Origin of the sequence: Streptomyces sp. AM 2-1-1, from assembly GCF_029167645.1 — a bacterium.
Lineage (GTDB): Bacteria > Actinomycetota > Actinomycetes > Streptomycetales > Streptomycetaceae > Streptomyces.
The window spans coordinates 1,048,749-1,074,462 of sequence record NZ_CP119147.1 but is presented as its reverse complement, the minus strand read 5'-3'; the positions used below and the strand labels follow the sequence as shown (position 1 = coordinate 1,074,462).

General features: G+C 71.7%; 21 protein-coding genes. 17 read left to right on the top strand and 4 right to left on the bottom strand.

Going from position 1 to position 25,714, the window contains the following annotated elements; genetic code table 11:
• From PZB77_RS04555 to PZB77_RS04545, 3 genes are read left to right on the top strand one after another with little or no spacing between them, the layout of a single operon-like run.
• Complete coding sequence (locus PZB77_RS04555) at positions 1 to 720, top strand: glycosyltransferase family 2 protein (protein WP_275491233.1); 720 nt, start codon at positions 1 to 3, stop codon at positions 718 to 720.
• Positions 717 to 1,337, top strand: coding sequence for a DUF2064 domain-containing protein (locus PZB77_RS04550; protein WP_275491232.1), 621 nt, complete (start codon positions 717 to 719; stop codon positions 1,335 to 1,337). Before PZB77_RS04555 ends, PZB77_RS04550 begins: the two co-directional genes overlap by 4 nt.
• Positions 1,334 to 2,077: a methyltransferase domain-containing protein gene (locus tag PZB77_RS04545; RefSeq protein WP_275491231.1), complete on the top strand. Its 744-nt coding sequence runs from the start codon at positions 1,334 to 1,336 to the stop codon at positions 2,075 to 2,077. The genes PZB77_RS04550 and PZB77_RS04545 overlap by 4 nt, the downstream gene beginning before the upstream one ends.
• A 313-nt stretch (positions 2,078 to 2,390) precedes the next feature.
• Here PZB77_RS04545 and PZB77_RS04540 read toward each other — a convergent pair whose 3' ends face one another.
• On the bottom strand, positions 2,391 to 3,620 hold the full coding sequence (locus tag PZB77_RS04540; RefSeq protein ID WP_275491230.1) for a molybdopterin-dependent oxidoreductase: 1,230 nt from the start codon (positions 3,618 to 3,620) through the stop codon (positions 2,391 to 2,393).
• A gap of 190 nt (positions 3,621 to 3,810) precedes the next feature.
• On the opposite strand from PZB77_RS04540, the gene PZB77_RS04535 reads away from it, so the two are divergent.
• Positions 3,811 to 5,151: a hypothetical protein gene (locus PZB77_RS04535; protein ID WP_275495913.1), complete on the top strand. Its 1,341-nt coding sequence runs from the start codon at positions 3,811 to 3,813 to the stop codon at positions 5,149 to 5,151.
• 132 nt (positions 5,152 to 5,283) lie between these two features.
• Here PZB77_RS04535 and PZB77_RS04530 read toward each other — a convergent pair whose 3' ends face one another.
• Positions 5,284 to 6,768 carry a serine/threonine protein kinase gene (locus tag PZB77_RS04530; protein ID WP_275491229.1) on the bottom strand — a complete coding sequence of 495 codons (1,485 nt, stop codon included), beginning with the start codon at positions 6,766 to 6,768 and terminating at the stop codon, positions 5,284 to 5,286.
• Positions 6,769 to 7,327: 559 nt separating this feature from the next.
• On the opposite strand from PZB77_RS04530, the gene PZB77_RS04525 reads away from it, so the two are divergent.
• The 4 genes from PZB77_RS04525 to PZB77_RS04510 all read left to right on the top strand — a co-directional run bounded on the left by PZB77_RS04525 (position 7,328) and on the right by PZB77_RS04510 (position 11,671).
• A complete protein-coding gene (locus PZB77_RS04525; protein WP_275491228.1) occupies positions 7,328 to 8,602 on the top strand; it encodes an ATP-grasp domain-containing protein in 1,275 nt (424 codons plus the stop codon).
• Positions 8,603 to 8,700: 98 nt separating this feature from the next.
• Positions 8,701 to 9,486, top strand: coding sequence for a DUF364 domain-containing protein (locus PZB77_RS04520; RefSeq protein WP_275495912.1), 786 nt, complete (start codon positions 8,701 to 8,703; stop codon positions 9,484 to 9,486).
• Entirely contained in the window at positions 9,483 to 10,610 is a 1,128-nt protein-coding gene (locus PZB77_RS04515; protein ID WP_275491227.1) for a pyridoxal-phosphate dependent enzyme, read from the top strand. Before PZB77_RS04520 ends, PZB77_RS04515 begins: the two co-directional genes overlap by 4 nt.
• Entirely contained in the window at positions 10,607 to 11,671 is a 1,065-nt protein-coding gene (locus tag PZB77_RS04510; RefSeq protein WP_275491226.1) for an enolase C-terminal domain-like protein, read from the top strand. The genes PZB77_RS04515 and PZB77_RS04510 overlap by 4 nt, the downstream gene beginning before the upstream one ends.
• A gap of 196 nt (positions 11,672 to 11,867) precedes the next feature.
• Here the strand turns inward: PZB77_RS04510 and PZB77_RS04505 are convergent, their stop codons facing one another.
• Positions 11,868 to 12,653 carry a calcium-binding protein gene (locus tag PZB77_RS04505; protein WP_275491225.1) on the bottom strand — a complete coding sequence of 262 codons (786 nt, stop codon included), beginning with the start codon at positions 12,651 to 12,653 and terminating at the stop codon, positions 11,868 to 11,870.
• Positions 12,654 to 13,054: 401 nt separating this feature from the next.
• Here PZB77_RS04505 and PZB77_RS04500 point away from each other — a divergent pair, with 401 nt between their 5' ends.
• From PZB77_RS04500 to PZB77_RS04480, 5 genes are all read left to right on the top strand, one after another.
• Positions 13,055 to 13,660, top strand: a complete 606-nt coding sequence (locus PZB77_RS04500; RefSeq protein ID WP_275491224.1) for a lytic polysaccharide monooxygenase — start codon at positions 13,055 to 13,057, stop codon at positions 13,658 to 13,660.
• Between the two features lie 439 nt (positions 13,661 to 14,099).
• Positions 14,100 to 18,224: a SpoIIE family protein phosphatase gene (locus PZB77_RS04495; RefSeq protein ID WP_275495911.1), complete on the top strand. Its 4,125-nt coding sequence runs from the start codon at positions 14,100 to 14,102 to the stop codon at positions 18,222 to 18,224.
• Entirely contained in the window at positions 18,224 to 18,505 is a 282-nt protein-coding gene (locus tag PZB77_RS04490; RefSeq protein WP_275491223.1) for an STAS domain-containing protein, read from the top strand. Before PZB77_RS04495 ends, PZB77_RS04490 begins: the two co-directional genes overlap by 1 nt.
• 407 nt (positions 18,506 to 18,912) lie before the next feature.
• Positions 18,913 to 19,323, top strand: a complete 411-nt coding sequence (locus PZB77_RS04485; RefSeq protein WP_275491222.1) for an STAS domain-containing protein — start codon at positions 18,913 to 18,915, stop codon at positions 19,321 to 19,323.
• Entirely contained in the window at positions 19,320 to 21,536 is a 2,217-nt protein-coding gene (locus PZB77_RS04480) for a GAF domain-containing SpoIIE family protein phosphatase (protein ID WP_275491221.1), read from the top strand. The genes PZB77_RS04485 and PZB77_RS04480 overlap by 4 nt, the downstream gene beginning before the upstream one ends.
• Positions 21,537 to 21,544: 8 nt before the next feature.
• Here PZB77_RS04480 and PZB77_RS04475 read toward each other — a convergent pair whose 3' ends face one another.
• Positions 21,545 to 21,796, bottom strand: coding sequence for a transposase (locus tag PZB77_RS04475; protein WP_275491220.1), 252 nt, complete (start codon positions 21,794 to 21,796; stop codon positions 21,545 to 21,547).
• Between the two features lie 312 nt (positions 21,797 to 22,108).
• Here PZB77_RS04475 and PZB77_RS04470 point away from each other — a divergent pair, with 312 nt between their 5' ends.
• The 4 genes from PZB77_RS04470 to PZB77_RS04455 are packed head-to-tail and all read left to right on the top strand — an operon-like array spanning position 22,109 to position 25,691.
• The gene (locus PZB77_RS04470) at positions 22,109 to 23,404 is read left to right on the top strand and encodes an alpha/beta fold hydrolase (RefSeq protein WP_275491219.1); all 1,296 of its coding nucleotides are present in this window, start codon (positions 22,109 to 22,111) and stop codon (positions 23,402 to 23,404) included.
• A 12-nt stretch (positions 23,405 to 23,416) separates the two neighbouring features.
• The gene (locus PZB77_RS04465; RefSeq protein ID WP_275491218.1) at positions 23,417 to 24,064 is read left to right on the top strand and encodes an MBL fold metallo-hydrolase; all 648 of its coding nucleotides are present in this window, start codon (positions 23,417 to 23,419) and stop codon (positions 24,062 to 24,064) included.
• 38 nt (positions 24,065 to 24,102) lie between these two features.
• A complete protein-coding gene (locus PZB77_RS04460; protein WP_275491217.1) occupies positions 24,103 to 24,882 on the top strand; it encodes an exodeoxyribonuclease III in 780 nt (259 codons plus the stop codon).
• 59 nt (positions 24,883 to 24,941) lie between these two features.
• A complete protein-coding gene (locus PZB77_RS04455; protein ID WP_275491216.1) occupies positions 24,942 to 25,691 on the top strand; it encodes a Clp protease N-terminal domain-containing protein in 750 nt (249 codons plus the stop codon).
• The last annotated feature ends 23 nt before the right edge of the window (positions 25,692 to 25,714 follow it).

Genomic DNA, 25,714 nt, shown 5'->3' with positions numbered 1-25,714 from the left:
ATGTGCGCTCGTAGGGTGAAAGGCGTGACCACACCACCACCGGACGTCGATGTCGTCCTCCCCTGCCTGAACGAGGCCGAGGCGCTGCCCTGGGTGCTCGCGCGGATCCCCGACGGCTGGCGCGCCCTGGTCGTCGACAACGGTTCGACCGACGGCTCGGCGGAGATCGCCCGGGCGCTCGGTGCGACTGTCGTGACCGAGCCGCACCGGGGCTTCGGCGCCGCGTGCCATGCCGGACTGACCGCTGCCCGAGCCGACATCGTCTGCTTCTGCGACTGCGACGCCTCCCTCGACCCCGCCCTGCTCGTGCCCTTCGTCGACGAGATCCGCTCCGGCACGGCCGACCTCGTCCTCGGGAGACGGATCGCACGGGCCCGGGGCGCCTGGCCCGCGCACGCCCGTGCGGGCAACCTGGCCCTCGCCCGCATGGTGCGCCGCCGAACCGGGCTGCGCCTGCACGACCTCGGCCCTCTGCGTGCCGCCCGCCGTGACCGGCTGCTGGCCCTCGGTCTCACCGACCGGCGCAGCGGTTATCCCCTCCAGATGGTCGTCCGCGCGGCCGACGCGGACTGGCGGATCACGGAGCGGAACGTGCCGTACCTGCCGCGCACCGGCAGGTCCAAGGTGACAGGCACCTGGCGCGGCACCTGGCAGGCGGTGCGGGACATGAGCGGGGTCCTGCACGAGGCGTCCACGCGTACGGAAGGGAGCCGGAGGTGACCACCCTCCTCGTCATCGCCAAGGAACCACGGCCGGGGCGGGTGAAGACACGGCTCACCCCGCCCTTCACTCCCGAGGAAGCCGCACAACTCGCTGAGGCGGCACTCGCCGACACGCTCCTCGCGGTGGCCACCGCGCCCGCGTCGCGGCGGATCCTCGTCCTCGACGGGGCCCCGGGGCCGTGGTTGCCGCCCGGTTTCGACGTGGTTCCCCAGTGCCCGGGTGGTCTGGACGAACGGCTGGCGCACGCGTTCGCCCAGTCTTCCGGCCCGGCCCTGCTCGTCGGCATGGACACCCCCCAGGTGACCCCGGACCTGCTCGGCGTGGACTTCGCGGGGTGCGACGCGTACTTCGGCGCGGCGGAGGACGGCGGATTCTGGGCACTCGGCCTGTCCCGCCCGGAGCCCTCCCTGCTCCGGGGCGTGCCCATGTCGACGCCGCTGACGGGTGCCGTGCAGCGCCGGCGGCTCGTCGAGGCGGGCCTGCTGGTACGCGATCTCCCGCCCCTGCGGGACGTCGACAGCGCCGCCGACGCCCACGCGGTCGCCGCGCTGGCCCCGGACGGCGGGTTCGCAGCCCGGCTCTCCCGGCTCACGAAGGGGACGGCCGGCCGATGAGCACCTCCACCGCGCCCGAGTGGGCGACCGCCGACTCCTACGCCGCCGCTCTGCACGCCCGGCGGGGGCCGCTGTTCCTGCGCCGGGACGACGGGTGGCTGCTGCCGCTGGAGGTGGAACGGTGGTGCTCCCGGGCCGACCCGGTGGACCTCGACGTACTGGACCGGTGCGAGGGCACCGTCCTCGATGTCGGCTGCGGCCCCGGTCGGCTGGTGGCGGAGCTCGCGGCCCGGGGCCGGACCGCCCTCGGTGTCGATGTCAGCAAGGCCGCCGTCGGCCACGCCGTGCGGCTCGGAGGGCTGGCGCTGCGGCGCTCCGTCTTCGATCCGCTGCCGGGCGAGGGCCGTTGGGGCACCGTCCTGCTCATGGACGGCAACGTCGGCATCGGTGGCGACCCGCACGCGCTGCTCCAGCGGATCGCCGGCCTGCTCGCTCCCGGCGGTCTGCTCATCGCCGAGACTGCGCCGGTCGACGTGGACGAGCGCGTGCACGTCCGCATCACCGACGCGCGCACCACCGACGGTGCCCGCTTCCCGTGGGCCCGGCTCGGCACCCCGGCGCTGCACCGGCACGCGCCGGACTGGGAGAGGGACGCTCAGTGGTCGGTCGGCGGCCGACGCTTCGCCGCCCTGCGCAACCGCAGGACGAGCAGCAGCGCCGAACCGCCGAAGAGGACAGCCGTGATCAGCAGCCAGCGGGAGAGGAACCCGTCCGGGGACAGTCCCGTGGCGAGTCGGTAACGCCGGCTCACCATCCCGCTGATCAACGGGAACCACGTGATCAGGAGGAGGGCGGACAGCGCGGCGGGGACACGGACGTACATCGCCCACGCCCGGCGGCCGGCCTCCTCCAGTGCGCGTACCGCCGCCCGGTCCACCGCCGCGTACAGGGGCAGGAGCACCAGGTCGTGGAGGAACGCCGCCCCCACGACCCACAGCGTCACACCGAGCCAGTCCCCGGCCAGGAGGCGGACCCCCGCGTACGCGGCGAGCGCGAACGAGCACATGAGCACCAGCAGACGCAGCGGACTTCCGAGCGGCAGACGCACAGCCGTCACCGGTCGCCGAAGGTCAGGCGGGCGACCCACTTGGTGTTCATGACACCGGGCGCCGCGGGCACGATCACGCGGGCGGGGAAACCGTGGTCGGGCGACAACGCTTCTCCGTTGACGTGGAGGGCGAGCAGGGAGCGCCCGTCGGCGACCTGGTTGGCGCGCAGGGCCGCGTGACGGAAAGAGCCGCGCCGCTGGAGGGACTCGACGAACACGTCCGGGGGGTCGCCGTCGTGGCCGACGAGTGCCGCGAGATCCCGCAGCCGGACCCCGCGCCACTCCTGGTCGGACGTCGACCAGCCCTCGACACAGGCGATCGGCAACGCCGAATCGTGCAGGGGGAGCCGGAGAAGATCGGCCCGGGTGAGCCGGACGGTTCCGGTGCGTCCGACGACGACGAGGCGCCAGGTGTCCGCGCCCGTCTCCGCCGCACCCACTCCGGCGTAGGCGGCCGTCCTGTTGATCTGGAAGCCGTTCGGGCCGCGACCCGGCTCGCCACCTCCGTGCGGCGCGAGCAGGGCGGTCACGCGCAGGAAGTCGGAGCTTCGCCCCGCTGTCGTACCGAACAGCAACAACGAGCCGCCCCCGACGAACCACAGGGCGCCCCGGCGGGAGACCGTCGGCCGGGCGGGGCGCGGGGCCACGAGAGAGGTCCGTTCCTCCCGCATGCGGCGCACGTTGCGCAGGGCGGTGGGCGTCTTCAACAGGGCGTGGGCCAGGAAGGCCGCGAAGAAGACCCAGGCCCCGTAGAAGTGCAACGGGTAGAAGGAACCCGGGAAGACGTAGTTCATCTGGACGTTGAAGACCCCGGTCACGAAGACGAACAGCCCGCCCCCGACCAGCAGGAGCAGGGAGATCCGCTCCAGGGCGTGCACGACGGAACGGGCCGGCGGGAGGGTGAACAGCTTCGGCGCCACCGACCACAACTTGCCGAGCAGGACCGGGATCAGAGTGACGCCCAGGGTGACGTGGACACCCTGGACGAGGCGGTACAGCCAGTGAGGGTTCGTGGGCCAGGAGAACAGGTAGAAGCCGAGGATCCCCTTGTCGGGGGTCTTGTCGTTCACCCGTGAGAGACCCGGGTTGTAGGCGTCGTACGAGAGCAGGCCCGTCACGAACAGCACCATGACGCCGCCGAGCAGGACGAGACCGAGCACGGACGTCAGCCATGGGCCGCGCAGAGGGCTGCGCCAGAAGCCCGGGGACGTGGGGAGCCGGGAGTCGTCTCTCATGCTCCGACCGTAGGACGCCGGGCCGCCGGTACGGGCCCCGGGACTCATGACGAAACTCTGACGTCCTGCCGGGACCGGAGTGCGGCGAGGCCCACCCGCCCTAGCGTTCGTGGACGTGACCCGCACCCTGCCGTCCGTCGAACCGCCGGACCCACGCCCCCGCCGGACCAGCCGTGACGTCCGTCGCGACCTGTACGCAGCCGGGACCGCCGCGGCTCTGGTGACCGCCGCCGTCCTGGTGGGCCGGCACATCCAGAACACCCGCCACACGCTGTCCGTCGGATGGCCCCCGGTGCTGGGGTCCTGGCAACCGCACGTCGGCCCCGGCACCCCTTCAGCGGTACTCGTCGCGGTCCTGACCGTCGTCCACGGCCCCGCTCTCGCGTCCCGCGTGCCCTGGCGGACCCTGCTCCCGCTCGCCTGGGGCACGTCCATGGCCTGGATCTTCTCGCTCGCCCTGGTCGACGGCCCGCGCCGGGGAATCTCCGGCCGGCTCACGACACGCAACGAGTACCTCCGGGTCGTCGACCGCTTCCACGACATACCGGCCGCCCTGGACGGCTTCACGCAGCACATCCTGATCCAGTCTCCCGACAACTGGCCCGCCCACGTCGCCGGCCACCCCCCGGCGGCCACCCTGACCTTCGTCCTCCTCGACCGGCTGGGGCTGCGCGGTGGCGGCTGGGCGGGAGTCTGGTGCATCACGGTCGGGGCGAGTGCCTGCGTGGCCGTCCTGGTCGCCGTACGCGTCCTGGCCGACGAGAGAGCGGCCCGGCGGGCAGCGCCCTTCCTGGTCGTCGCGCCGGCCGCGGTGTGGATGGGCACCTCGGCCGACGCCTACTTCGCCGCGGTGGCCGCCTGGGCGGTGGCCCTGCTGGCCGTCACGCTCACCCGCGGTTCGCTCCGAGCCGCCGCGGCGTCCGGTCTGCTGTTCGGCCTGGTCTGCTACCTCTCCTACGGGCTGACGCTCTTCGTCCTCGTCGCCGCCGCCGTGCTGTTCCTCGGCCGGCAGCGGATGCGCGCGCGTCCCGTGCTGCTGGTGCCGTTGCTCGCCGGTGCGTCCGTCGTCCCGATCGCCTTCACCCTCGCCGGATTCGACTGGTGGGAGGCGTACCACCTGCTGGTCGTCCGCTACTACCAGGGAGTGGGCGGCACTCGCCCCTACGGCTACTGGGTGTGGGCCAACCTCGCGTGTGCCGTGCTCATCACCGGCCCGGCGACGGCCGCGGGGCTGCGAAGGGCCGGCACCGCCCTCCTCAGGAGACCGGGCGACCCCGCCAACCGCCCGGACGGCCCGCGCGACCCCTCTCCGGCAACCGCCCGCCTCGCTCTCCTGACGGCCGCCGCCGTCACGACCCTGCTGGTCGCCGACCTGTCCGGGATGAGCAAGGCGGAGACGGAGCGCATCTGGCTCCCCTTCGCTCTGTGGCTGCTCCCCGCGTGCGCCCTCCTCACGCGTCCTCGCGCGTGGCTCGCCGTGCAAGCGGCCCTCGCACTGCTCCTGAACCACCTGTTGATGACCGGGTGGTGATCCCCGGCCCCGCGAGGCGCGGGAAGCCCCGCATGGCTCGCACGCCGGTGCGGGAGGACGGCGGTGGCGGGTGACGACGACCGGCTCGTCCTCCGGTTCTCCGCCGAGCCGGGCGGTTTCGGCGTGGCAGCCTCACTGCGCCGCCTGGTTCGCCTTGTTCTGCCGGCCCTTGCCCTCGGCCGCTTTCGTCTTCTTGACGCGGGTGGGCGAGGGGTGAGGGGGTTTGGTCGCGGTGGCGTCCGGTGTCGCTGCCGATGTGGTTCCGGTGCTCGGAGTGGTCGGTGCCGTGGAGGTCGTGGGTGCGGTGCCCGTGGTGGGGGGCGCGGTGGGGGTGGGACTCTGCGCACCCGGGCTCCCGGCGGCTTCGCCGACCGGACCGGGAGTGGGGGAGCGGACGCCGAGTCCGGGGGCGCCCTCGGAGGGTGTACCCGCAGCGGCATTCTGGTCGGAGGACCGCGCCGCCGGAGACGGCGTGACCGCCCCCCGTTGGTTTGTGGGGTCGGGAGCCTCCGACGTTCCGGCGGGCGCCTCGGAAGCACTGGTCGGGTTCCGGTCGGTGTTCGGGGGGACGGAGCTGCCGGTGACGGCGAATGCGGTTGCCACGACGGCGGCGAGTGCGACCGTCGTGCCGGCCAGGAGGGTGCGCCGGCGTGCGGGCACGCTTCGAGCGGTGTCCTGATTCCTGACGAGCGCCGCCGGATTGACGTGCGTGTGGTCGCTCGCCCTCGGCGCCTCGTGGCCGGTGACGAGGCGCGTGGCCGGCGTGGTCGAGCCGGCCGCCACGGGGACCGTGTCGGCCAACGCCGCCAGAGTGCGGGCGCAGTCGCGGGCCGGCGGGCGGTCCTGCTCCTCCAGCGCCGTCATCTCCCGCAGCAGGCAACTCAGTTGTCCGGGCAACCCGGGAGGCAGGACGGGGTGACGGTGCAGTCGTGCGATGGCGGACTCGAGGGGCCCGCCGTCGTACTCGAGCCTGCCCGTGAGGCATTCGAGCAGCACCAGACCGAGAGCATAGATGTCGGTGGCCCGGCCGACGGGCCGGCCGAGCACCTGCTCCGGGGAGAGATAGGCGGCGGTGCCCGTGAGGGTGCCGGTGCCGGTGCGGGTGGCGCCGTCCAGCAGCCGGGAGATGCCGAAGTCCGCCAGGTAGGGCCGGTCGGCGGCGTCCAGGAGGACGTTGGACGGTTTGACGTCCCGGTGGACGATTCCCGCTTCGTGCGCGTGGGCCAGCGCTCTGGCGAGGCCGGCCCCGAGCGCGGCGGTCGCACCCGGGGTGAGCGGACCGGTGGCGATGCGGTCCTTGAGCGTGGTGCCTTCGATCAGCTGCATGACCAGGAACGCGCGTCCGTCGTGCTGCCCGGCGTCGAAGGCGGTGACCAGCCCCGGGTGATTCAGCCGGGCCAGGATCACCGCTTCGTCGTGCCGGCTCTCCTCGCTGTTGAGGCAGGCGTCGGGCCGGAACATCTTGACCGCGACCGGTCGCCTCAACCGCAGATCGAAACCCCGGTGGACGTCCGCGGCACCACCCGAGCCGAGACGCCCGTCGAGACGGTACCGGCCACTCAGCACCTCGGTGGAGCTTCGGGAAGCAGTGGCCTGAGCGAAGTCGCGGAGCCTCATTTCCTCTCCCACTGCATCGGGGGGTCGTCCTGCTCTTCGGCGCGCCGGAGCCGGCGCGCCTCCGAAGCGCCTACCCGCGACGAGGCGGAGTAGCCCCGCACGGTTTCGTCGTACCCGGGCCCGCTGGAGCGGCCGGACCTCGTACGGACCACGCGCATCGGCACGTGGATCCCCTGGCCGACCTTTTCGGCTGAGAGATCACGGTCACCGGCCCGCCACCGGATCCGCCCCGACGGATGCCTCCCCTCCAGCGCGGCCGGTGCCTCGCGGTCGGGGTCCGCGCGCCCCGGGCGACTTGCTCCACCCGCCGCTGAGCGAGGCCTTGAACTCCCCGTAGAGGGTGTCGAATATGACGCTCCGAGCCCGGGGAGGTCCTCGGACGTCGCGTGCGGCACCGTGTGGGGTCCGTTTCTCTGATGCCGGGTCACCTCTGTCGTCGCGCTCTCCGGCTCTCGTGCCAGGGCCGCAGGCTAGCGGAAAACCGTCGTATTGGAAATGAAAACGATTTCCTATAACGTCTGCGTCGCACCGTACCGACGGCAGTCCGGGAGGGAGCCCGATGGGACATCTGCTGGTGATCGAGAGCTGGGTGGGGTCGATGAGCAGGCTGCTGCCCACAGCCATCCGCGAAGAGGGGCACGAGTTCACCTTCGTCACCCGCGACCTGCACCACTACCTGCGCTCCGCCCCCGCGGGGGACGGGCCGCATCCGCTGCTGACGGCCCGCAACGTCATCACGGCGGACACCAACGACATGCCCGCCCTCCTGGCGCGGCTCGAAAGCCTGCAGGGTGCCTTTCGCTTCGACGGGGTGGTCTCCTCGTGCGACTACTACCTTCCCGCCGTCGCGCACGCCGCCCGGCGGCTCGGCCTGCCCGGGCCCGCGCCGGAGGCTGTCGAGGCGGCGTGCCGCAAGGATCTGACGCGCCTCGGACTGTCCGAAGCCGGTGTACCCGGGCCCCTGTTCGCGCTCTGCGAAGGGGGCGAAGAGGCAGCGGCCGCCGCTCGTGAGATCGGCTACCCGCTCGTCGTGAAGCCGGTGGACCTGTGCGCCGGCATGCTGGTCCGGGCGGTGCGCGACGCACATGAACTGGAACTCGCCTGTCAGGCCCTTGCCGCGTTCCCGGTCAACGCGCGTGGCCAGGACCGTGTACCCGTCATCCTGCTGGAAGAGCTGCTGCACGGGCCCGAAGTCAGCGTCGAGACGGTGTCCTTCGCAGGCAGTACCCATGTCGTCGGGGTCACCGACAAAAGCATCGCCGGGGCGCCCGCCTTCATCGAGACCGGGCACATGTTCCCGGCGGGAATCGGGGAGGCCCCGGCGTCGGAGGCCGCCCGGACCGCACGGCGGGCGGTCGAGGCGCTCGGTCTGGACCAGGTGGTCTGCCACACCGAGATCAAGCTGACGCCCGACGGACCCCGGGTGGTCGAGGTCAACCCCCGCCCGGCGGGCAACCGCATCACCGAACTGGTCCGCCACGTCCTCGGCGTCGACCTGCCCGCCGCCTGCGTGGACGTGGCGCTGGGACGCGTGCCCGACCTGGCGCCACGACCCACCGGCGTGCGCAGTGCCGCCATCTCCTTCCTGCTGCCCGACACCGACGGCATCCTCACCGGCATCGAGGGGGCGCGAGCCCTACGAGCGCGGCCCGAGGTGCTGGAGGTCAGCCTCGTCGGACCGGGCCGCACCGTGCGCGCCGCCACCAGCAACAACGAGTACCTCGGTCACGTGATGACCGCCGACTTCGAGGGTGGCGGCGCCCGCGCCGCCGCCGAGAGGCTGCTGGCCGGCCTGCGCCCTTCCTACGAGCCCGCAGCGGGGGTGGTCGCATGACCCTGCCGGCCCCGCACACACCCGAAAGGATCCCGGTGGGCGAGCGCCCTCCTGCCGACCCCTCCGTCCGGACCGTCGACCAGCTCCGCGACGCGGTCCTGGCCGGGGCGTACGGCCCCGACCCCGCCGGCGAACAGATCTCGCTCGCGTTCACCACCACCCAGGCCGTCCGGCACGCGGGGCGCGGCAGCGGCTACCGCAACGAGGTGCTCAGCCTGCGGCTCGAAGCAGCGGTCGGCTCCTGTGCGGTCGAGCCCGGCGCCCTCCCGGCAGGCACCCTCGACGACTGCGTGGGCGCCACCGTCGCCGACCTCCTCGACCATCCGATGCTGCCCGTACGGATCGCGGCGCTCGACGCCTACCTGGCCCACATACGCCCGCACACCCCGCACCACGGAGCCCGCCCGCACCCCCTCCCGGCAGGCAGTTCGCTCTGCCGCTCGCTGGCCCGGGCGCACGCCGTCGTCGACCTGCTGCCCGCCGACCCTTCCCCGTCGGGCGCGCGCCGCCCGGTCCTGGTGGTCGGAGTGGTCAACTCGCTCCTGGAGCAGCTTCGCGCGCGGGGTCTCGCGTACCTTCCGTGCGACCTCAAGGGCGGCACCACCGAGTGGGGGGAACCCGTCCTCACCGACACCGCCGCGTACCTGGACCGCTGCGGAGCCGTCCTCGCCTCCGGCATGACCCTCGGTAACGGCACCTTCCAGAGCCTGCTGGACCACGCCGCCGGAAGTGGGAAGCCCCTCGTGATGTTCGCCCAGACCGGCAGTGCCGTTCTGCCCCGTTTCCTCGGGGCCGGGGTGAGCGCCGTGTCCGCCGAGCCGTACCCGTTCTTCTGGCTCGACGGCGGTCCGGGCGTCATCCACCGCTACGGAGGCCGCCCGTGACCACCGCTCCGCCCGTGCACCGCTCGCACACCGCCGGCAACCCCGACCTCCTGCCCCTGCTGGGGCGTACTCCCCTCGCCCGGATCCAGGCCGACCTGCCCCACCCCCACCCGGGCTTCTGGGCCAAGCTCGAATGCCTCAGCGCAGGCGGAATGAAAGCCCGCGCGGCGATGTCCATGCTCTCCGGTGCCCGCAGGCGCGGTGAGCTGCGCCCCGGCGCTCCGGTCGTGGAATCCACCTCCGGCACCATGGGCATCGGGCTGGCCTTCGCCGGTCAGGCCCTCGGCCACCCCGTCATCCTGGTCGGTGACTGCGAACTCGAACCGTCCATGCGGCAGTTGCTGCGCACCTACGGCGCCCGCCTGGAACTCGTCGACCGCCCCGCCCCCCGGGGCGGCTGGCAGGCCGCACGGATCGCCCGGCTGCGCGAAGTCCTGGCCCGCACCGACGACGCCTACTGGCCCGACCAGTACAACAACCCGGACAACCCCGCGGGCTACCTCTCCCTGGCCGCGGAACTGATCGGCCGGCTCGACCACCTGGACGTCCTGGTGTGCAGCGTGGGCACCGGCGGACACAGCGCCGGGCTGGTCGGCCCGCTGCGCCGCCGCTGGCCACGGCTGAAGGTGATCGGTGTCGACTCGGTCGGCTCCGCCATCTTCGGACAGCCCGCCAAGCCGCGCCTGATGCGCGGACTCGGCAGCAGCATCCACCCCCGCAACGTCCGTCACGAAGCCTTCGACGAGGTTCACTGGGTGGGTGCCGCCGAGGCCGTCGACGCCTGCCGCCGCCTCGCCCGCAGCAGCTTCGTCAGCGGCGGCTGGAGCACCGGCGCCGTCGCGTTGGTTTCCGCGTGGGCGGCCGGGGCCGCGCCCGGCGCCGTCGTCGCCACCGTCTTCCCCGACGGCCCCCACCGCTACCTCGGCACCGTCTACGACGACGACTTCTGCCGCGCCCACGGACTGACCGCCACCGCCCCGGCCACCAGGCCGCTGGAGATCCCGCACCCTCGTGCGGCCGAGGCCTTCGGCTGGACCCGGTGCCGGACCGTCGTCGATCCCCTCGCCGCCCCCAGGGGCGAAGCCCCCGCTCCGCACATCCCGGCCCCCGGAGGCGCCGTATGAGACTCACCTGGCACACCGCCGCGCTCGAACTCAAGGAGCCGCTGCGCATCTCCCGCTCCGTGACGGCCCGACGCGACGCCGTCCGGGTCGCTCTGGAGCACGGCGGGCTGCGCGGTTGGGGGGAAGCCGTCAGCAGTGTGTACCTCGGTCTGCCCCGCGAGAGCATCCTCCGTCACCTGGGCACCGTCCGCGCGGCGGTCGAGCGCCTGCCGGACCCGGAGACCGCCTGGGCCGAACTCGCGCCCGTCGGCCCCGTGGGCGCTGACCTGCCCGCAGGAGTCCTCGCCGCCGTCGAGTCATCCGTACTGGACCTCATCGGCAAGCGAGCCGGTGCACCCGCGCACCGACTCCTCGGCAGCCCCCTGCCGCCGTCCGCGGCCACAGCACGCACCATCGGCATCGTCACGCCCGTCGCCGCGGCCGCCCAGGCCGGCCGGCTCGCCCTGGCCGGTTTCACCGTGCTGAAGGTCAAGGCCGGATCCCCCGACCCTGCCGAGGACCTGGCTCGCGTCGAAGCCGTCCGCGCGGCAGCGCCCGCCGCGGACCTGCTTCTCGACCCCAACGGCGCCTGGACCGAGGACCGGGCCCACGCACTGCTGCCCCGCTTCGCTGCCCTCGGAGTCACCGCCGTGGAACAGCCGATCGCCGCGGGCACGCCGCAGGCGCTCGCCCGCGTCGCCGCCGCCTCTCCGATCCCGGTGATCGCCGACGAGGACGCGGTCTGTTACGAGGACACCGCAGCCCTCGCGGGTCTCGTGCACGGCGTCAACGTCAAGCTCGCCAAGTGCGGGGGCGTACGCGCCGCGATGCGGATCCACGCCGCGCTGGAGGGCAGCGGCACCGACCTCATGCTCGGCTGTCTCACTGCCAGTTCGCTCGGCATCGCGCCCGCCGTCCATCTGGTCCACCGGGCGCGCTGGGTCGATCTCGACGGGCATCTGCTCCTCGCCGAGGATCCGTGGTCGGGAATCGGCGGCGCCGACGGCGTGGTACGCCCCGCCCCGGGCGCCGGTCTGGGGGTGCGGCCGCGCGCCGGCACAGCCGTGGGCGCCGCACGATGAGAACCATCGCCGCGGCACGCGACTTCCCGCCGGCCGTCCAGCTTCTGCTCGCCGATCGGCTCGGCGTCGATCCCGGCTCCTGCCTGATCATCCCGTTCATCCGGCCGGCTCGGAACCGACCCTGCCGCCCGTCGCCCGATGCACTCGGCCATGTCGATGCCTGCGGGCCGTCGGGCCTTCGGGACGGGAGCGGCGCTCAGGGGAGGACGACGTCGCGGCCGTCGCCACCGTCGAGGACGTCCTTCCCGGCGCCACCACAGACCACGTCGTCACCGCCTTCGCCGTGCACCATGTCGTCGTCGGAGCCGCCGAGGAGGATGTCCCGGCCGTCTCCGCCCATCACTTGGTCGTCGCCGGGGCCTGCGTACACGATGTCGTCCCCGCCGTAACCCTCGATCATGTCGTCGCCCCGCCCGCCCCACATCCGCTGGTTCTCGCTGTCGCCCATCAGATGGTCCACGCCGTCGCCGCCGTACAGGGTCGCGGGACCCATGACCATGTCGTCCCCCGCGTCGCCCAGCACCGTGCGGGCGGTGTGGGCGTGCAGTTCGTCGTCCCCCGCGCCGCCGCTGACGGTGTTCATGCCGGGCGCGAAGGCGGCGATCGTGTCGTCGCCGTCACCGAGGAAGACATCGATCCTGTCGGGCCGTGCGCTGTCGGCGGGCAGTTCGCAGACGACGGCGGTGGTGTCCTCGGCGCTGGAGAACGCACAGTGCTCACCCGGTTCCAGCGGGACCACGTCCCTCAAGCCGATCCGGCGGATCCCGTCGCTGGTGTACATCGGATAGATGTCGAGGTCGTTGGTCTGCCCCACAGCGGCGGTGAAGAGGATCGACTGCGTCTCCCAGTCGGCCCCCACGCGCGCCTTCGCCTCGGTGGGGGAGGCATGGGCAGCGGAGGCTGAGGCCGCAGGTCCGACGGCGAGACCGGCGGATAACAGGGTCATGGCGATGGCGCTGACGACGGCTCGGTTCCGGCTCATGACAACTCATTTCAGGGTGACGGCTGACCGGTCTGCCCGGGACCCCTCGGACCGGTGCGGCGTGGTGCTGCCGGGAACGGAGCGGACCGGGTACTGAAGGCAGTCTCCCCCGCCGGTCCGGATCCGCAAGAGCGCTGACCGACACGAAGCAATGGGCGGTCGACCTCCCTCCCGACACGGAAGCGAAAGGTCGCTTTCCGGCCTGCGGCCCATTCGCTGCTCACTGCCCAGGTGTTAACCAACTTGGTTTGTTTTATTGACACTTGATGTGAGAGTCGTAACGTTGGGAGCGCTCCCATAGCAGCTTTGCCACTGGAAGGAGTTCCCCCCACATGCAACACAGGATTCCGTTGACCGGGCGTACGAGGCCCTACCTCCGCCGACCCCTTCAGACAGTCGTCATGCTGTTCGCCGTCGTCGTCGGCGCGCTGGCCTGGTCGACACCCGCCCAGGCCCACGGCACGATCGTGGGCCCTGCCTCCCGTGCGTACCAGTGCTGGCAGACGTGGGGCAGCCACCACACGGACCCGGCCATGCAGACGCAGGACCCCATGTGCTGGCAGGCCTGGCAGGCCAACAGCGACACCATGTGGAACTGGATGAGCGCTCTGCGTGACGGCCTCGGTGGCCAGTTCCAGGCGAAGACCCCCGACGGGACGCTCTGCAGCAACAACCTGTCCCGGAACGCCAGCCTCAACAAGCCGGGGGCGTGGAAGACCACCACGGTCGGCAACAACTTCTCGGTGCACCTGTACGACCAGGCGTCCCACGGGGCCGACTACTTCAAGGTCTACGTGAGCAAGCAGGGCTTCGACCCCAAGACCCAGACCCTGGGCTGGGGCAACCTCGACTTCATCACGCAGACCGGCCGCTACGCGCCGGCGAACGACATCACGTTCCCCGTCCAGACCTCCGGCTACACCGGACACCACGTCGTGTTCGTGATCTGGCAGGCCTCGCACCTCGACCAGGCCTACATGTGGTGCAGCGACGTGAGTTTCGGCTGAGCCGAGGAGCGACGCACATGGCACCGGCCCCGGCCGACTGCCGTTGAGTCGCCGCCCGGCCGGGGAAGCCCCGTCGGAGCAAGGGATCCCTTGCCCCGACGGGGCTTCCCGTGCTCAGGTCTCCTGCGGGTGCCGGCCCGGTTGTCAGGAGCGTCATGGTGGCAGGGTCCCGGTGATCACCACCCCCCGTCACGGTGCGGGCTCTCGGACCACAGCCCTGGAAGCGGCTGTCCTATCCTGTTGAGTGCGCCGGTGGGTCTTCGGGTGTGTGCACGCCCCCGACGGTTCCTGCGGGGTACCGGGTCCGGGTTGTTCGCTGTTCGGCGATGCCATGGAGCGGTCTCGGGCGGTGCTTCGTACACAAGAGGCTGAGGCAAGGGGAAGGGTGTCTGCTGTGACGCGCTCGGAGGACGGTGGGCTCACCATCCCGTCAGCGGCCATGGACGAGGTGTTCACCGCGGACAGGAAGATCGGGCAGGAGCTGGCCCGGGTGGACTGGTCGGCGACGCCGCTGGGAGAGCCGCAGGACTGGCCGCAGAGTTTGCGGACCGCCGTGAGCATCCTGCTGTCGTCGAAGTTCGCCATGTGGATGGCCTGGGGGCCGGAGCTGACGTTCTTCTGCAACGAGGCGTACCGGCGCGACACGCTGGGGCAGAAGTACCCCTGGGCGCTGGGCCGGCCCTCCAGCGTGGTCTGGTCGGAGATCTGGGGCGACATCGGTCCGCGCATCGACACCGTTCTGGCCAGTGGCGAGGCGACCTGGGACGAAGGTCTGCTGCTGTTCCTGCAGCGCTCCGGTTACCTTGAGGAGAGCTACCACACCTTCTCCTACAGTCCCCTGCGCGATGACGACGGCGTCGTGGTGGGCATGCTGTGTGTGGTCAGCGAGGACACGGAGCGGGTCATCGGCGAGCGCCGGATGGCGACTCTGCGCGACCTGGGCTCCGATCCCAGTGTGGTGCGTACCGAGCAGGAGATGCTCGACTTCGCCGCCGAGCAGCTCAAACGCAACCCGTACGACCTCCCCTTCACCCTGACCTACCTCTTCCAGGACGACGGCAACGCTCGTCTCGCCTCGGCCACCGGCCTCGTGTCCACTCATCCGGCGGCAGCGGAGATCATTCCCGCGGGCTCCACCTCTCCCTGGTCGACCGATGCCCTGGTCCGCGGCGAAGCCGTGCTGGTGCCCCTCGACGGCGAGCCGTTCACCGGCCTGTCCTCCGGGGCTTGGGAAGAGACGCCCACCCAGGCACTTGTCGTCCCCCTGCTCCAGCAGGGCGGAACCCCGTACGGGTTCTTGGTGGCGGGCCTGAATCGCTACCGCGACCTGGACGAGGGCTACCGCGGCTTCGTCGAGCTGGTCGCCGGTCACGTGGCCACCGGCGTCGCCAGCGCCCGCAGCTACCAGGCGCAGCAGCGCCGCGCCGAGGAGCTCGCGGAACTGGACCGGGCCAAGACGACGTTCTTCTCCAACATCAGCCACGAGTTCCGCACCCCGCTGACCCTGATCATGGGGCCGGTCCAGGAACTGCGGCAGCAGCTCGCCGATGCGGAGCCGAGCCTGCGCGAGGAACTGGAGGCCGTCCACCGCAACGGGCTGCGACTGGGCAAGCTGGTCAACATGCTCCTGGACTTCTCCCGTATCGAGGCGGGCCGGATGCGGGCGAGCTACGAACCGGTAGACCTGGCCACGGTGACCGGTGCGCTGGCGAGTGTGTTCCGCTCCGCCGTCGAACACGCCGGTCTGGACTTCCACGTGGAGTGCGAACCGCTGCCCGAGGCGGTGTATGTGGACCGCAACATGTGGGAGAAGGTGGTCCTCAACCTGCTCAGCAACGCCCTGAAGTTCACCTTCGACGGCTCGATCCGCATAAGTGTGGGCGTCCAGGACGGTGAGGCCGTGGTGACGGTCGCGGACACCGGGATCGGCGTGGCGGCCGAGGAGATGCCGCGCCTGTTCGAACGGTTCCACCGCATCGAGAACGCCCGGTCCCGCTCCAACGAGGGCAGCGGTATCGGCCTGGCCCTGGTGAAGGAACTGGTCGGCCTGCACGGCGGCACCATCACCGCCTCCTCCACCGCGGGGGAAGGCACCCGCTTCACCATCCGGCTGCCCTTCGGCTCCGCCCACCTGCCCGCCGACGCCATCCGCACGGGGACGGCCACCGAGGCGTCACCCGCCACCGCCGACCCCTTCGTCCAGGAAGCCCTGCGCTGGCTGCCGGGCGAGGAGACCGGCATGGCGGCCGACGAACCGCGCAGCGTCTCTCGGGCCGACGACGAGGCACAGGCGAACCGCCTGCCGGCTCCGGCGCGGGTGCTGATCGCCGACGACAACGCCGACATGCGGGAGTACCTGACCCGGCTCCTGCGCGGCGCCGGCTACCAGGTCCACGCGGTCAGCGACGGGCAGCAGGCCCTCGACACCATCCGGACCGACGTTCCCGACCTCGTGGTCAGTGACGTCATGATGCCCCGCCTGAACGGACTGGCCCTGGTCAGCGCGTTGCGAGCCGACCAGAGCACCGCTTCGGTACCGGTGATCCTGCTGTCCGCCCGCGCCGGACAGGAGGCGTCCATCGAGGGCCTGCGGGCAGGCGCCGACGACTACCTCGTCAAGCCGTTCGCCGCAGCCGAACTCCTCGCCCGTGTCGAGGCCAACGTGAAGCTGGCCCGGCTGCGCAACCACCACGCCCGTTGGCGCACCGCCCTGGTCGACTCGCTCCAGGAAGCCTTCTTCGTCTGCGACGAGGACGGCGCGGTCATCGAGATCAACACCTCCTTCACCACCATCCTCGGTTACGGCCCCGAAGACCTGCCCTACCAGCCGATCCACCCCTGGTGGCCGGACGAGGCCACCGACCCCGAAGCCCACCGCCAGGTCGCCGAGGCCTTCGCGACACTGACCGGCCAGGAGCGTGGCAGCTACACCATCCCCGTCACCCACCGCGACGGGCACCGCCTGTGGGTGACGGCCACGTTCAACCAGGTCCAGGACCCCGATACCGACCGCACCGTGATCGTCGGAACCTTCCGTGACGTGAGCGCCGAGCACTTCGCCATCCAGCGTGAAACCGCGCTGGCCGCCCTGAGCACACGCCTGTCCCAGGCTCCCAGCCTGCCCGACGCCCTGGACGGCTCCCTCGAGGAACTGAAGAAACTGTGGCGTGCCCGGCAGGTGACGGCCGTGGTCTTCGGCGCCGGTGACGAGCCCGCACTCACTTGCACCGACGCCTCCCTCACCTGGCAGGAACTGCCCGCCGAACGCCGTCAGATGCTCTCCGGCCTGCGTGAACAGCCGGCGCTCAGCGCCGTTCCGGGCCAGGGCGAGGCCACCGTCGTCCTGGAACACCCGGAAGGCCTCCTGGTGGTGTGGGTCGACCTGGGTGAGCAGCGCCCCTTCACCGGCGAGGACCAGCTCCTGCTGTCCCTCCTGGCCGGCCACATCGCACAGGGCCTGGTCCGCGCGCACCAGATCGACCAGCAGCGCGAGACCGCCATCGCCCTGCAGCGCGCCATTCTCGGCCCCTCCCGTCTGCCCGACGGCTTCGCCGTCCGCTACGAGCCGGCCACCCGGCCCCTGGAGGTCGGCGGCGACTGGTACGACACCATCGCCCTGCCCGACGGCCGCATCGGCATCGTCGTCGGCGACTGCGTCGGCCGCGGCCTGGAAGCCGCCAGCGTCATGGGCCAGTTGCGCAGCGCCTGTCGCGCGCTGCTGCTCCAGGACGTCGGCCCGGCCCAGGCGCTCATGGCCCTGGACCAGTTCGCCGCCGGCGTCCCCGGCGCGGTGTGCACCACTGTCTTCTGCGGGGTCCTCGACACCGAAACCGGTCAGCTCACCTACTCGAGCGCCGGACACCCGCCCGGCATACTCGTCCAGCCCGACGGTTCCATCCAGCTCCTGGAGGGCGGGCGTTCGCTGCCGCTGGCTGTCCGTCCCGGCAACCCGCGTCCCGAGGAAAGCTGTACCATCTCGGCTCGCTCGACCCTGCTGCTGTACACCGACGGACTCGTCGAACGTCGCCGCCGCCCGCTCAGCGCGGGCATCGACCAAGCGGGCGAGGCACTCCAGGACGGCCGGGACACCGCGATCGACGACCTCGCCACCGACGTCATGTCACGCCTGGCGCCCGCCGGCGGCTATGACGACGACGTCGCCCTGCTGCTCTACCGGCACCCGGCCCCGCTGGAGATGTCCTTCCCAGCGGAATCGGGTCAGCTCGCTCCCGTCCGCAGGGCCCTGCGCGGCTGGCTCGACCAGTGCGACCTGCCGTCGGGCACCGTGCAGAACATCCTGGTGGCGGCGGGTGAAGCCTGCGCCAATGCCATCGAGCACGGGCACCGTGACGCTCCGGGCGACACCGTCTACTTCCGTGCCGAGGCGTCCGTCGTCAACCTGCGCCTGACCATTGCGGACTCCGGGCGGTGGAAAGTGCCGCAGCCCGAGCGCAACGCGCACCGCGGCCGGGGCATGGGGCTGATGCGGGCCCTGATGCAGCAGGTCACTGTCACTCAAAGCCCGACCGGGACCACCGTCGACATGCATACGAGGATCGCCTGATGACTACGCCCCTGACCCTGACGCCCGGCCGGCGACCGGACGGAACGGCCGTGCTGACCGTGGTCGGCGAGATCGACATGAGCAACACGGGGAGCCTGGCAGCCGCGCTCGACGGCGCACCCGGCCCTCTCGTGCTGGACCTGACCGAAGTCGAGTACCTCGACAGCGCAGGCCTGAGCGTCCTGTTTCCCCATGCCGACCGCCTCGAACTCATCGCAGGCCCGCTTCTGGCCCCGGTCCTGACCATCTCCGGACTGACCGACCTCACCACGCACCACTGAGGATCCTCCTCACGTGGAAGCCTGCCTCGCCTCACGACATGGTTGTTCCTGGGCGAGGCGGGACAGGCTCCCCACGGCACTGGGGTGAAGGGCGCATCCGTGACAGCCGCTCCCGCGCGAGGAAACGGGAAACGCCCGCTCACGGGGTACCGGAGCAGCTCTGGCAGGCCGCACGGGACCTCTGGGCAGACGCGGGGCGGCCATGTCCGGGTGAGCACACCCGAAGATCCGCATGGCATGCTGCATCGTTCACTGAGTGATTGCGCCCGGTTCAACCTTGTTCGACGGGGGTTGGATCAGTGAAATCACCCGAGCAGGGCGGAAGCTGACCAGCCCGCGTTTCACGCGGTGAAAGCTGCTCTTTATCATGAGCATCACTGAGAATCCTAGGGCGGAGGAAACCGAGAGTGTTCGCGGTAGACGTCAGGCGGGACACGCAGGCAGTCGTATTCGCTCTGCGCGGAGATCTCGACTTCCACAGCGTGGTGCAGCTGTACGAGGCTGAGGACACGGAACTGGCCGCGGGACGGGAAGCGGGGACGGTCGTGATCGACTGCTCCCACCTCACGTACTGCGACTCCACCGGTATCAGCGCACTGGTGAAGCTGCACCACCAGCTGGCCGCGCAGGGCAGGGTCCTGTGCGTGGCGGGTATACCCGCCTTCTTCGACCGCCTGTTCGTGCTGACCGGGCTGAACCAGGTCTTCTGTCTGCATACCGACACCGAGGAGGCCCTCGACACGCACAGGGGTGCTGTCGGCACCGCCGGGGCCGGCGTCGACCCCGGAGCACGGACCGGTGGGGAACACGACGGATGACGGGCGTACCGGACCAGCAGGCCTGCCCGCCCGCCCGGGAACCCGCGGTACGTGCCGCTGCCACGGACACGGATCATGATCTGCGGGCACTGTTCGGGCAGTCGATGGCGGTCTTCGCCTCCATGGCGGGCCCGGCACACATGCTGGAGGCGGCGAACCCGGCATTCTTCACCGCGATAGGCGGGCTCGAACGCACCCGCACCGGCGTACCGCTCGGACAGCTGATGCCGGAGCTCGTCGAACAGGGTTTCATCACCCTGCTGGACAGGGTCTACCGCACGGCGGAGGCCTACACCGGCCGCGACGCCCGCGTCGTACTGGGCGAAGGCGCGAAAGCCCGTGAGGCGTACTTCGACTTCACCTACGAACCCCGCACGGACGCCGGCGGCAACGTCATGGGCGTGCGCATGATCGGGGTAGAGACCACCCAGATCAAGCACGCGCAGCGGCTGACGGCCGAGCACCGGGCACTGCTGGAGCAGATCGCCCGTCAGGCCCCCCTCTCCGACGTACTCGAAGGCATGGCCCGCGCGATCCAGGACCTGACACCCGAGGAAGTGCTGGTGTCCGTCCTGCTCGCCGACGCCGACGGCCGGCATCTGCGCCACGGCGCCGCACCGAGCCTGCCCGACTTCTACAACCAGGCCATCGACGGCATCGCCACCGGCGAAGGCGTGGGTTCCTGCGGCACCGCCGCACACCGCCGTAGACCGGTGGCCGTCTCCGACATCGCCACGGACCCCTTCTGGGACGACTACCGCGACCTGGCCGACAAGGCCGGCCTGGCCGCCTGCTGGTCCACTCCGATCCTGGCGAGCGACGGCTCACTGCTGGGCACCTTCGCGATGTACCACCGCGTCCCGCGCTCGCCGCAGGACGCCGACCTCGCGCTCGCCCAGATCTTCGCCGACACCGCCGCCCTGGCCATCGAACGCCACCAGGCCGAACAGGCGTACTGGGCGGCCGAGGTCCGTGAGAAGGCCGCCCGCGACGACCTGGCCTTCCTCCTGCATGCCAGTACCACCCTGAGCGCCGAACTCGACGCCGACCACACCCTCAGACGCCTGGCCGACGCCTGCGTCCCGCGGTTGGCACCCCTGTGCGCGGTCGACGTCATCGAGGGCGGCCGGGTGCACCGCGTGGCCACCAACGCCCCCACCCGCAGGCAGCAGGACCTGCTCGCCTCCCACACCCCCGCCTACGACACCGACGACCCCATCACCCGCGTCCTGGCCTCCGGCGTGACCGAGGTCGCACGCCGCGCCCCCACCGGCCCGGCCCCCTGGCAGGACCTCGGCGTCACCGGTTACCTGTGCATCCCTCTGCTCGACCGCGGCAACGCGTTCGGTACCGTGACACTGCTGTACACCGGCGACCACATCTTCGACGGGCACACCATCGTCCTGGCCGAAGAGCTTGTTGCCCGTGCTGCCCTGGCTGCGCGTAACGCCCGCCAGTACACCCACCGCGCCGCTCTCGCCCGCGACCTGCAGGCCGGGCTTCTCCTGCCCGACGTGCCCCGGGTCCCCGGCGCGGAAGTGGCCACCTACTACCACCCCGCCGGTGAGGGACTCGACATCGGCGGAGACTTCTACGACGTCTTCCCCCTGGAGGGGGACCGGTGGGGGTTCATGCTCGGTGACGTCTGCGGGCGTGGCGCCATCGCCGCCACCACCACCGCCCTGGTCCGTCACACTGCCCGCGCCGTCGCCCCCCTCGTCCCGGGCCCCGAGGCCGTCGTCAAAGCGGTCAACCAAGCCCTGATCAATCGGCCCGCCGGACACGGCACCGGATTCGTCACCCTTGTCTACGGACAGCTCACCCCCACCTCCACGGGCCTGGACATCGATCTCGTCCGCGCCGGCCACACCCTCCCGCTCCACATGGACAACCACCACACCGTTCGCACCGTCGACGCACCCGGCATCCTGCTGGGCATCGGACCCGACATCCACATCGAACCCCGCAGCCTGCACCTGCGCCCGGCCGAGAGCCTGATGCTCTACACCGACGGCATCACCGAAGCACGCCGCCACGACGACGAACTCTTCGGCGACCAACGCCTCGCCGATGCCGTGACCGGCACACCGCACAGGCCCACCCCGCAGCACCTGATCAACGCCGTCACCGAGGCCGTGCACGCCTTTACCGGCGACCACGGCATCGACGACGACCAGGCCATCCTCGTCCTCACCGCCGCCGAACCCGGCTGAGGGCGTTGTCACGTCGTCGGGTGTGTGACTGCCTGATGGGGCGTCGGGGCATGATCGGGCCCGCGGCCGGGCCTGTGCCACCGGTCCAGTCGGCGCCGGCAGATCTGTCCCGAGCCGAACCCGAGCCCCGGGGGCAGAAGTTGCCGGGCTATGTCGTTGCGGAGCACGAACAGGATGCCCGGGAGGCAGAGCCGGTCCGACACCGGCCTCGGAGACCGCTCCGGCCACGGCGGCAGCAACGCGGCCCGACCAGATCCCACACCTCATCGTCCGCGATCCACGGTCGCGTACCCGCACCCTCACGAACAGCCGCATCGTCATACCGGGCACGCCCCACCGGCCAACATCGACACAATCGTGTCACGAGCTCCGAGTAACGTGAGCACCACCAAGCGGTACTACGTGAAGCCCGGCGTGGAGGACCTGCGCGCTGCCGCCGTCACGTGGGGCGGACTCCACGGGGCGTCCGGCGGGCGGGCCCGAGCTGGGGCCACCCTCGCAGGCGAAGGGGCACAGCCCGTAGGGCCGACCCGGTTCTGTGGAAGATGGTGGGAGATGAGAGGGTCAGGCGGGTGAGCGAGACATCATCGAACACCCTCCAATACCGCTTCGACGGGCCGGAAGACGCTCCGGTCCTGGTGATCGGGCCTTCTCTGGGTACCACGTGGCACATGTGGGACCGCCAGATACCCGACCTCTCCCAGCACTACCGGGTGCTGCGGTACGACCTGCCGGGCCACGGCGGAGCCCCCGCCCGCCCCGCGGTCTCCGTCGCCGACCTGGGGGACCGGCTGATCGCCACCCTCGACTCGCTCGGCGTCCAGCGCTTCGGCTACGCGGGGTGCTCCATCGGCGGCGCCGTCGGTGCCGACCTCGCGCTGCGCCACCCGCACCGGGTGGCGTCGTTGGCGCTGGTGGCGACCTCACCCCGGTTCGGCACCCCGGACGAGTTCCGGGGGCGCGGGGTGATCGTCCGTACCAACGGCCTGGAGCCCATCGCCCGCAGCGCACCCGAGCGCTGGTTCACGCCCAGTTTCGCGGGCGCGCAGGCCGCGATCGTGGAGTGGGCCGTGCAGATGGTGCGCACCACCGACCCCGGGTGTTACATCGCCGCGTGCGAGGCGCTCGCCGCCTTCGACATCCGCGCCGAGCTCGGCCGCATCGGTGTCCCCACACTCGTCGTGGTGGGCGCCGAGGACCGGGTCACCGGCCCCGCCGAGGCGCGCACCCTGGTCGCCGGGATCCCGGACGCCCGCCTGGCCCTCGTGCCGGGGGCCTCGCACCTCGCCCCGGTCGAGCAGCCGACCGCCGTGATGGATCTCCTCTTCACCCACTTCTCCACCACCTGGCAGGACACCCTCGGCGCCGTTCCGGTGCCCGCGGCAGCCCCCGCCGCCGTCGCGGTCCCGCAGATCTCCGCGCCGTACGCGCCCGTCGCGGAGATCGCGCCGGCGGTCCCCTCGCCGAGGGCGGACGACGGCGAGCGCGCGGACCACCGCACGCTCGGGACGAGGATCCGCCGGGAGGTGCTCGGCGACGCCCACGTGGACCGGGCCGAAGCGGCCGCCGACCCGTTCACCGAGGAGTACGAGGACCTCGTCACCCGTTACGCGTGGGGCGAGGTCTGGAACCGTGACGGTCTCGACCGCCGTACCCGCAGCTGCGTCACGCTCACCGCGCTGATCGCGTCCGGACGGCTGGAGGGCCTCGCCGCGCACCTCCGGGCGGCGCTGCGCAACGGCCTCACGCCCGCCGAGATCAAGGAAGTGCTGCTCCAGACCGCCGTGTACTGCGGCATTCCCGCCGCCGGCGCCGCGTTCGCCGTCGCGCAGTCGGTGATCAGGGAGGAAACCGACCCGTCCGCGTAGCAGGATGGAACCATGAACCCCTCGACCCTCACCCTCACCAAGAACAGCCACTCGTGCGTGCGTCTGGACAAGGACGGGCAGTCCCTCGTGATCGACCCGGGCGGCTTCTCCGGGGAGGGTGACGCCGTCGGCGCCGACGCCCTGCTGGTGACGCACGAGCACCCGGACCACTTCGACGAGGCCCGGCTGCGCGCCGCGATGGAGGCCAACCCGGCCGCGGAGATCTGGACGCTGCGCAGCGTCGCCGAGCAGCTGGCGCCGGCGTTCCCCGGCCGGGTGCACACCGTCGGCCACGGTGACACCTTCCGCGCCGCCGGGTTCGACGTCCAGGTCCACGGCGAGCTGCACGCGGTGATCCACCCGGACATCCCCCGCATCACCAACGTCGGGTTCCTCGTCGACGCTGCGCTCTTCCACCCGGGCGACGCGCTGACCGTCCCCGCGCAACCGGTCGACACCCTGCTGCTGCCGGTGATGGCTCCGTGGAGCAAGATCTCCGAGGTCATCGACTACGTCCGCGAGGTCGGGCCGCGCCGCGCCATCGACATCCACGACGCCCTGCTCACCGACCTCGCCCGGCCGATCTACGACTCCCAGATCGGAGCGCTGGGCGGCAGCGACCACGGCCGGATGGCCCCGGGGGAGCGCACCGGGCTCTGAGCGTCCGGCTGTCGGTGGCAGCGGTTAGGTTGGTTCCCATGCGCATCGCCACGTGGAACGTCAACTCGATCACCGCCCGGCTGCCGAGGCTGCTGGCCTGGCTGGAGAGCACCGGCACCGACGTGCTGTGCGTCCAGGAGACCAAATGCACCGCCGAGCAGTTCCCCACCGACGAACTGCGGGAGGCGGGGTACGCCTCCGCGGTCAACGCCACCGGCCGGTGGAACGGCGTGGCGCTGATCTCCCGGGTCGGCCTCGACGAGGTGGTCACCGGCCTGCCGGACGGCCCCGCGTACGACGGGGTGGTGGAGCCCCGGGCGATCGCCGCGACCTGCGGACCCGTCCGGCTCTGGTCGGTCTACGTACCCAACGGCCGTGAGGTCACGCACGAGCACTACGCCTACAAGCTGCGGTGGCTCCAGGCGCTGCGGACGGCGGTCGCCGCGGACGCGTCGGCCGCCCGCCCCTTCGCCGTGCTGGGCGACTTCAACGTCGCGCCGACCGACGAGGACCTGTGGGACCCGAACCGCTTCGAGGGGGCCACCCACGTCACTCCCGCCGAGCGGGACGCCCTCGCCGCACTGCGCGCGGAAGGGCTGAGCGACATCGTGCCGCGCCCCCTCAAGTACGACCACCCGTTCACCTTCTGGGACTACCGCGAGCTCGGCTTCCCCAAGAACAGGGGCATGCGGATCGACCTCGCTTACGGCAACGCCCCGTTCGCGGCCTCCGTGAAGGACGCCTACGTCGACCGCGAGGCACGCAAGGGCAAGGGCGCTTCCGACCACGCGCCGGTGGTGGTGGACCTCGAACTCTGAACGCCCCCGCTGACAACCAGAGGTTGACGTCCGCGGAGGTGTCAACTTATGGTTGACACATGACGCAACCGGCATCCGTCACCCCTCCCGTACGCCTCGACGACCTCATCGAGGCCATCAAGACGTCCCACTCCGACGCTCTGGACCAGCTCTCCGGCGCGGTGGTCGCCGCCGACCACCTCGGCGACATCGCCGACCACCTCATCGGTCACTTCGTGGACCAAGCCCGCCGCTCCGGCGCCTCCTGGACCGACATCGGCAGGAGCATGGGGGTGACCCGCCAGGCCGCCCAGAAGCGCTTCGTCCCGAAGAAGCCCGACGAGTCCGTTGAGCTCAACCCCGACGAGGGGTTCGCACGCTTCACCCCGCGGGCCCGCAACGTCGCGGTCGCCGCCCACAACGAGGCCCATGCCGCCGGGAACACCGAGGTCCTTCCCGCGCACCTGGTACTCGGTCTCGTCGGCGACCCCGAGGGCATCGGCGCCCAGGTGCTCGCGGCCCGCGGCGTCACCCCGGCGCAGGTGCGCACCGCCGCCCTCGCGGCCCTGCCGCCCGCCGCCGACGAGGTGCCCGCGCTCATCCCGTACGACGCCGGCTCCCGCAAGGTCCTCGAACTCACCTTCCGCGAGGCCCTGCGGCTCGGTCACCAGCACGTCGGGACCGAGCACATCCTGCTGGCACTTCTGGAACACGAGGGCGGCGAAGGGCTCCTCACCGGCCTCGGGGTGGACAAGGAGGAGGCGTCCGCCGCCGCCGGGGCGCTGGTCGCCGCCGCCACCGAGGCGGCCCGGAAGCCGCCGGTCGTCTGATCCCGCCCGGCGCCCGGTCCCGG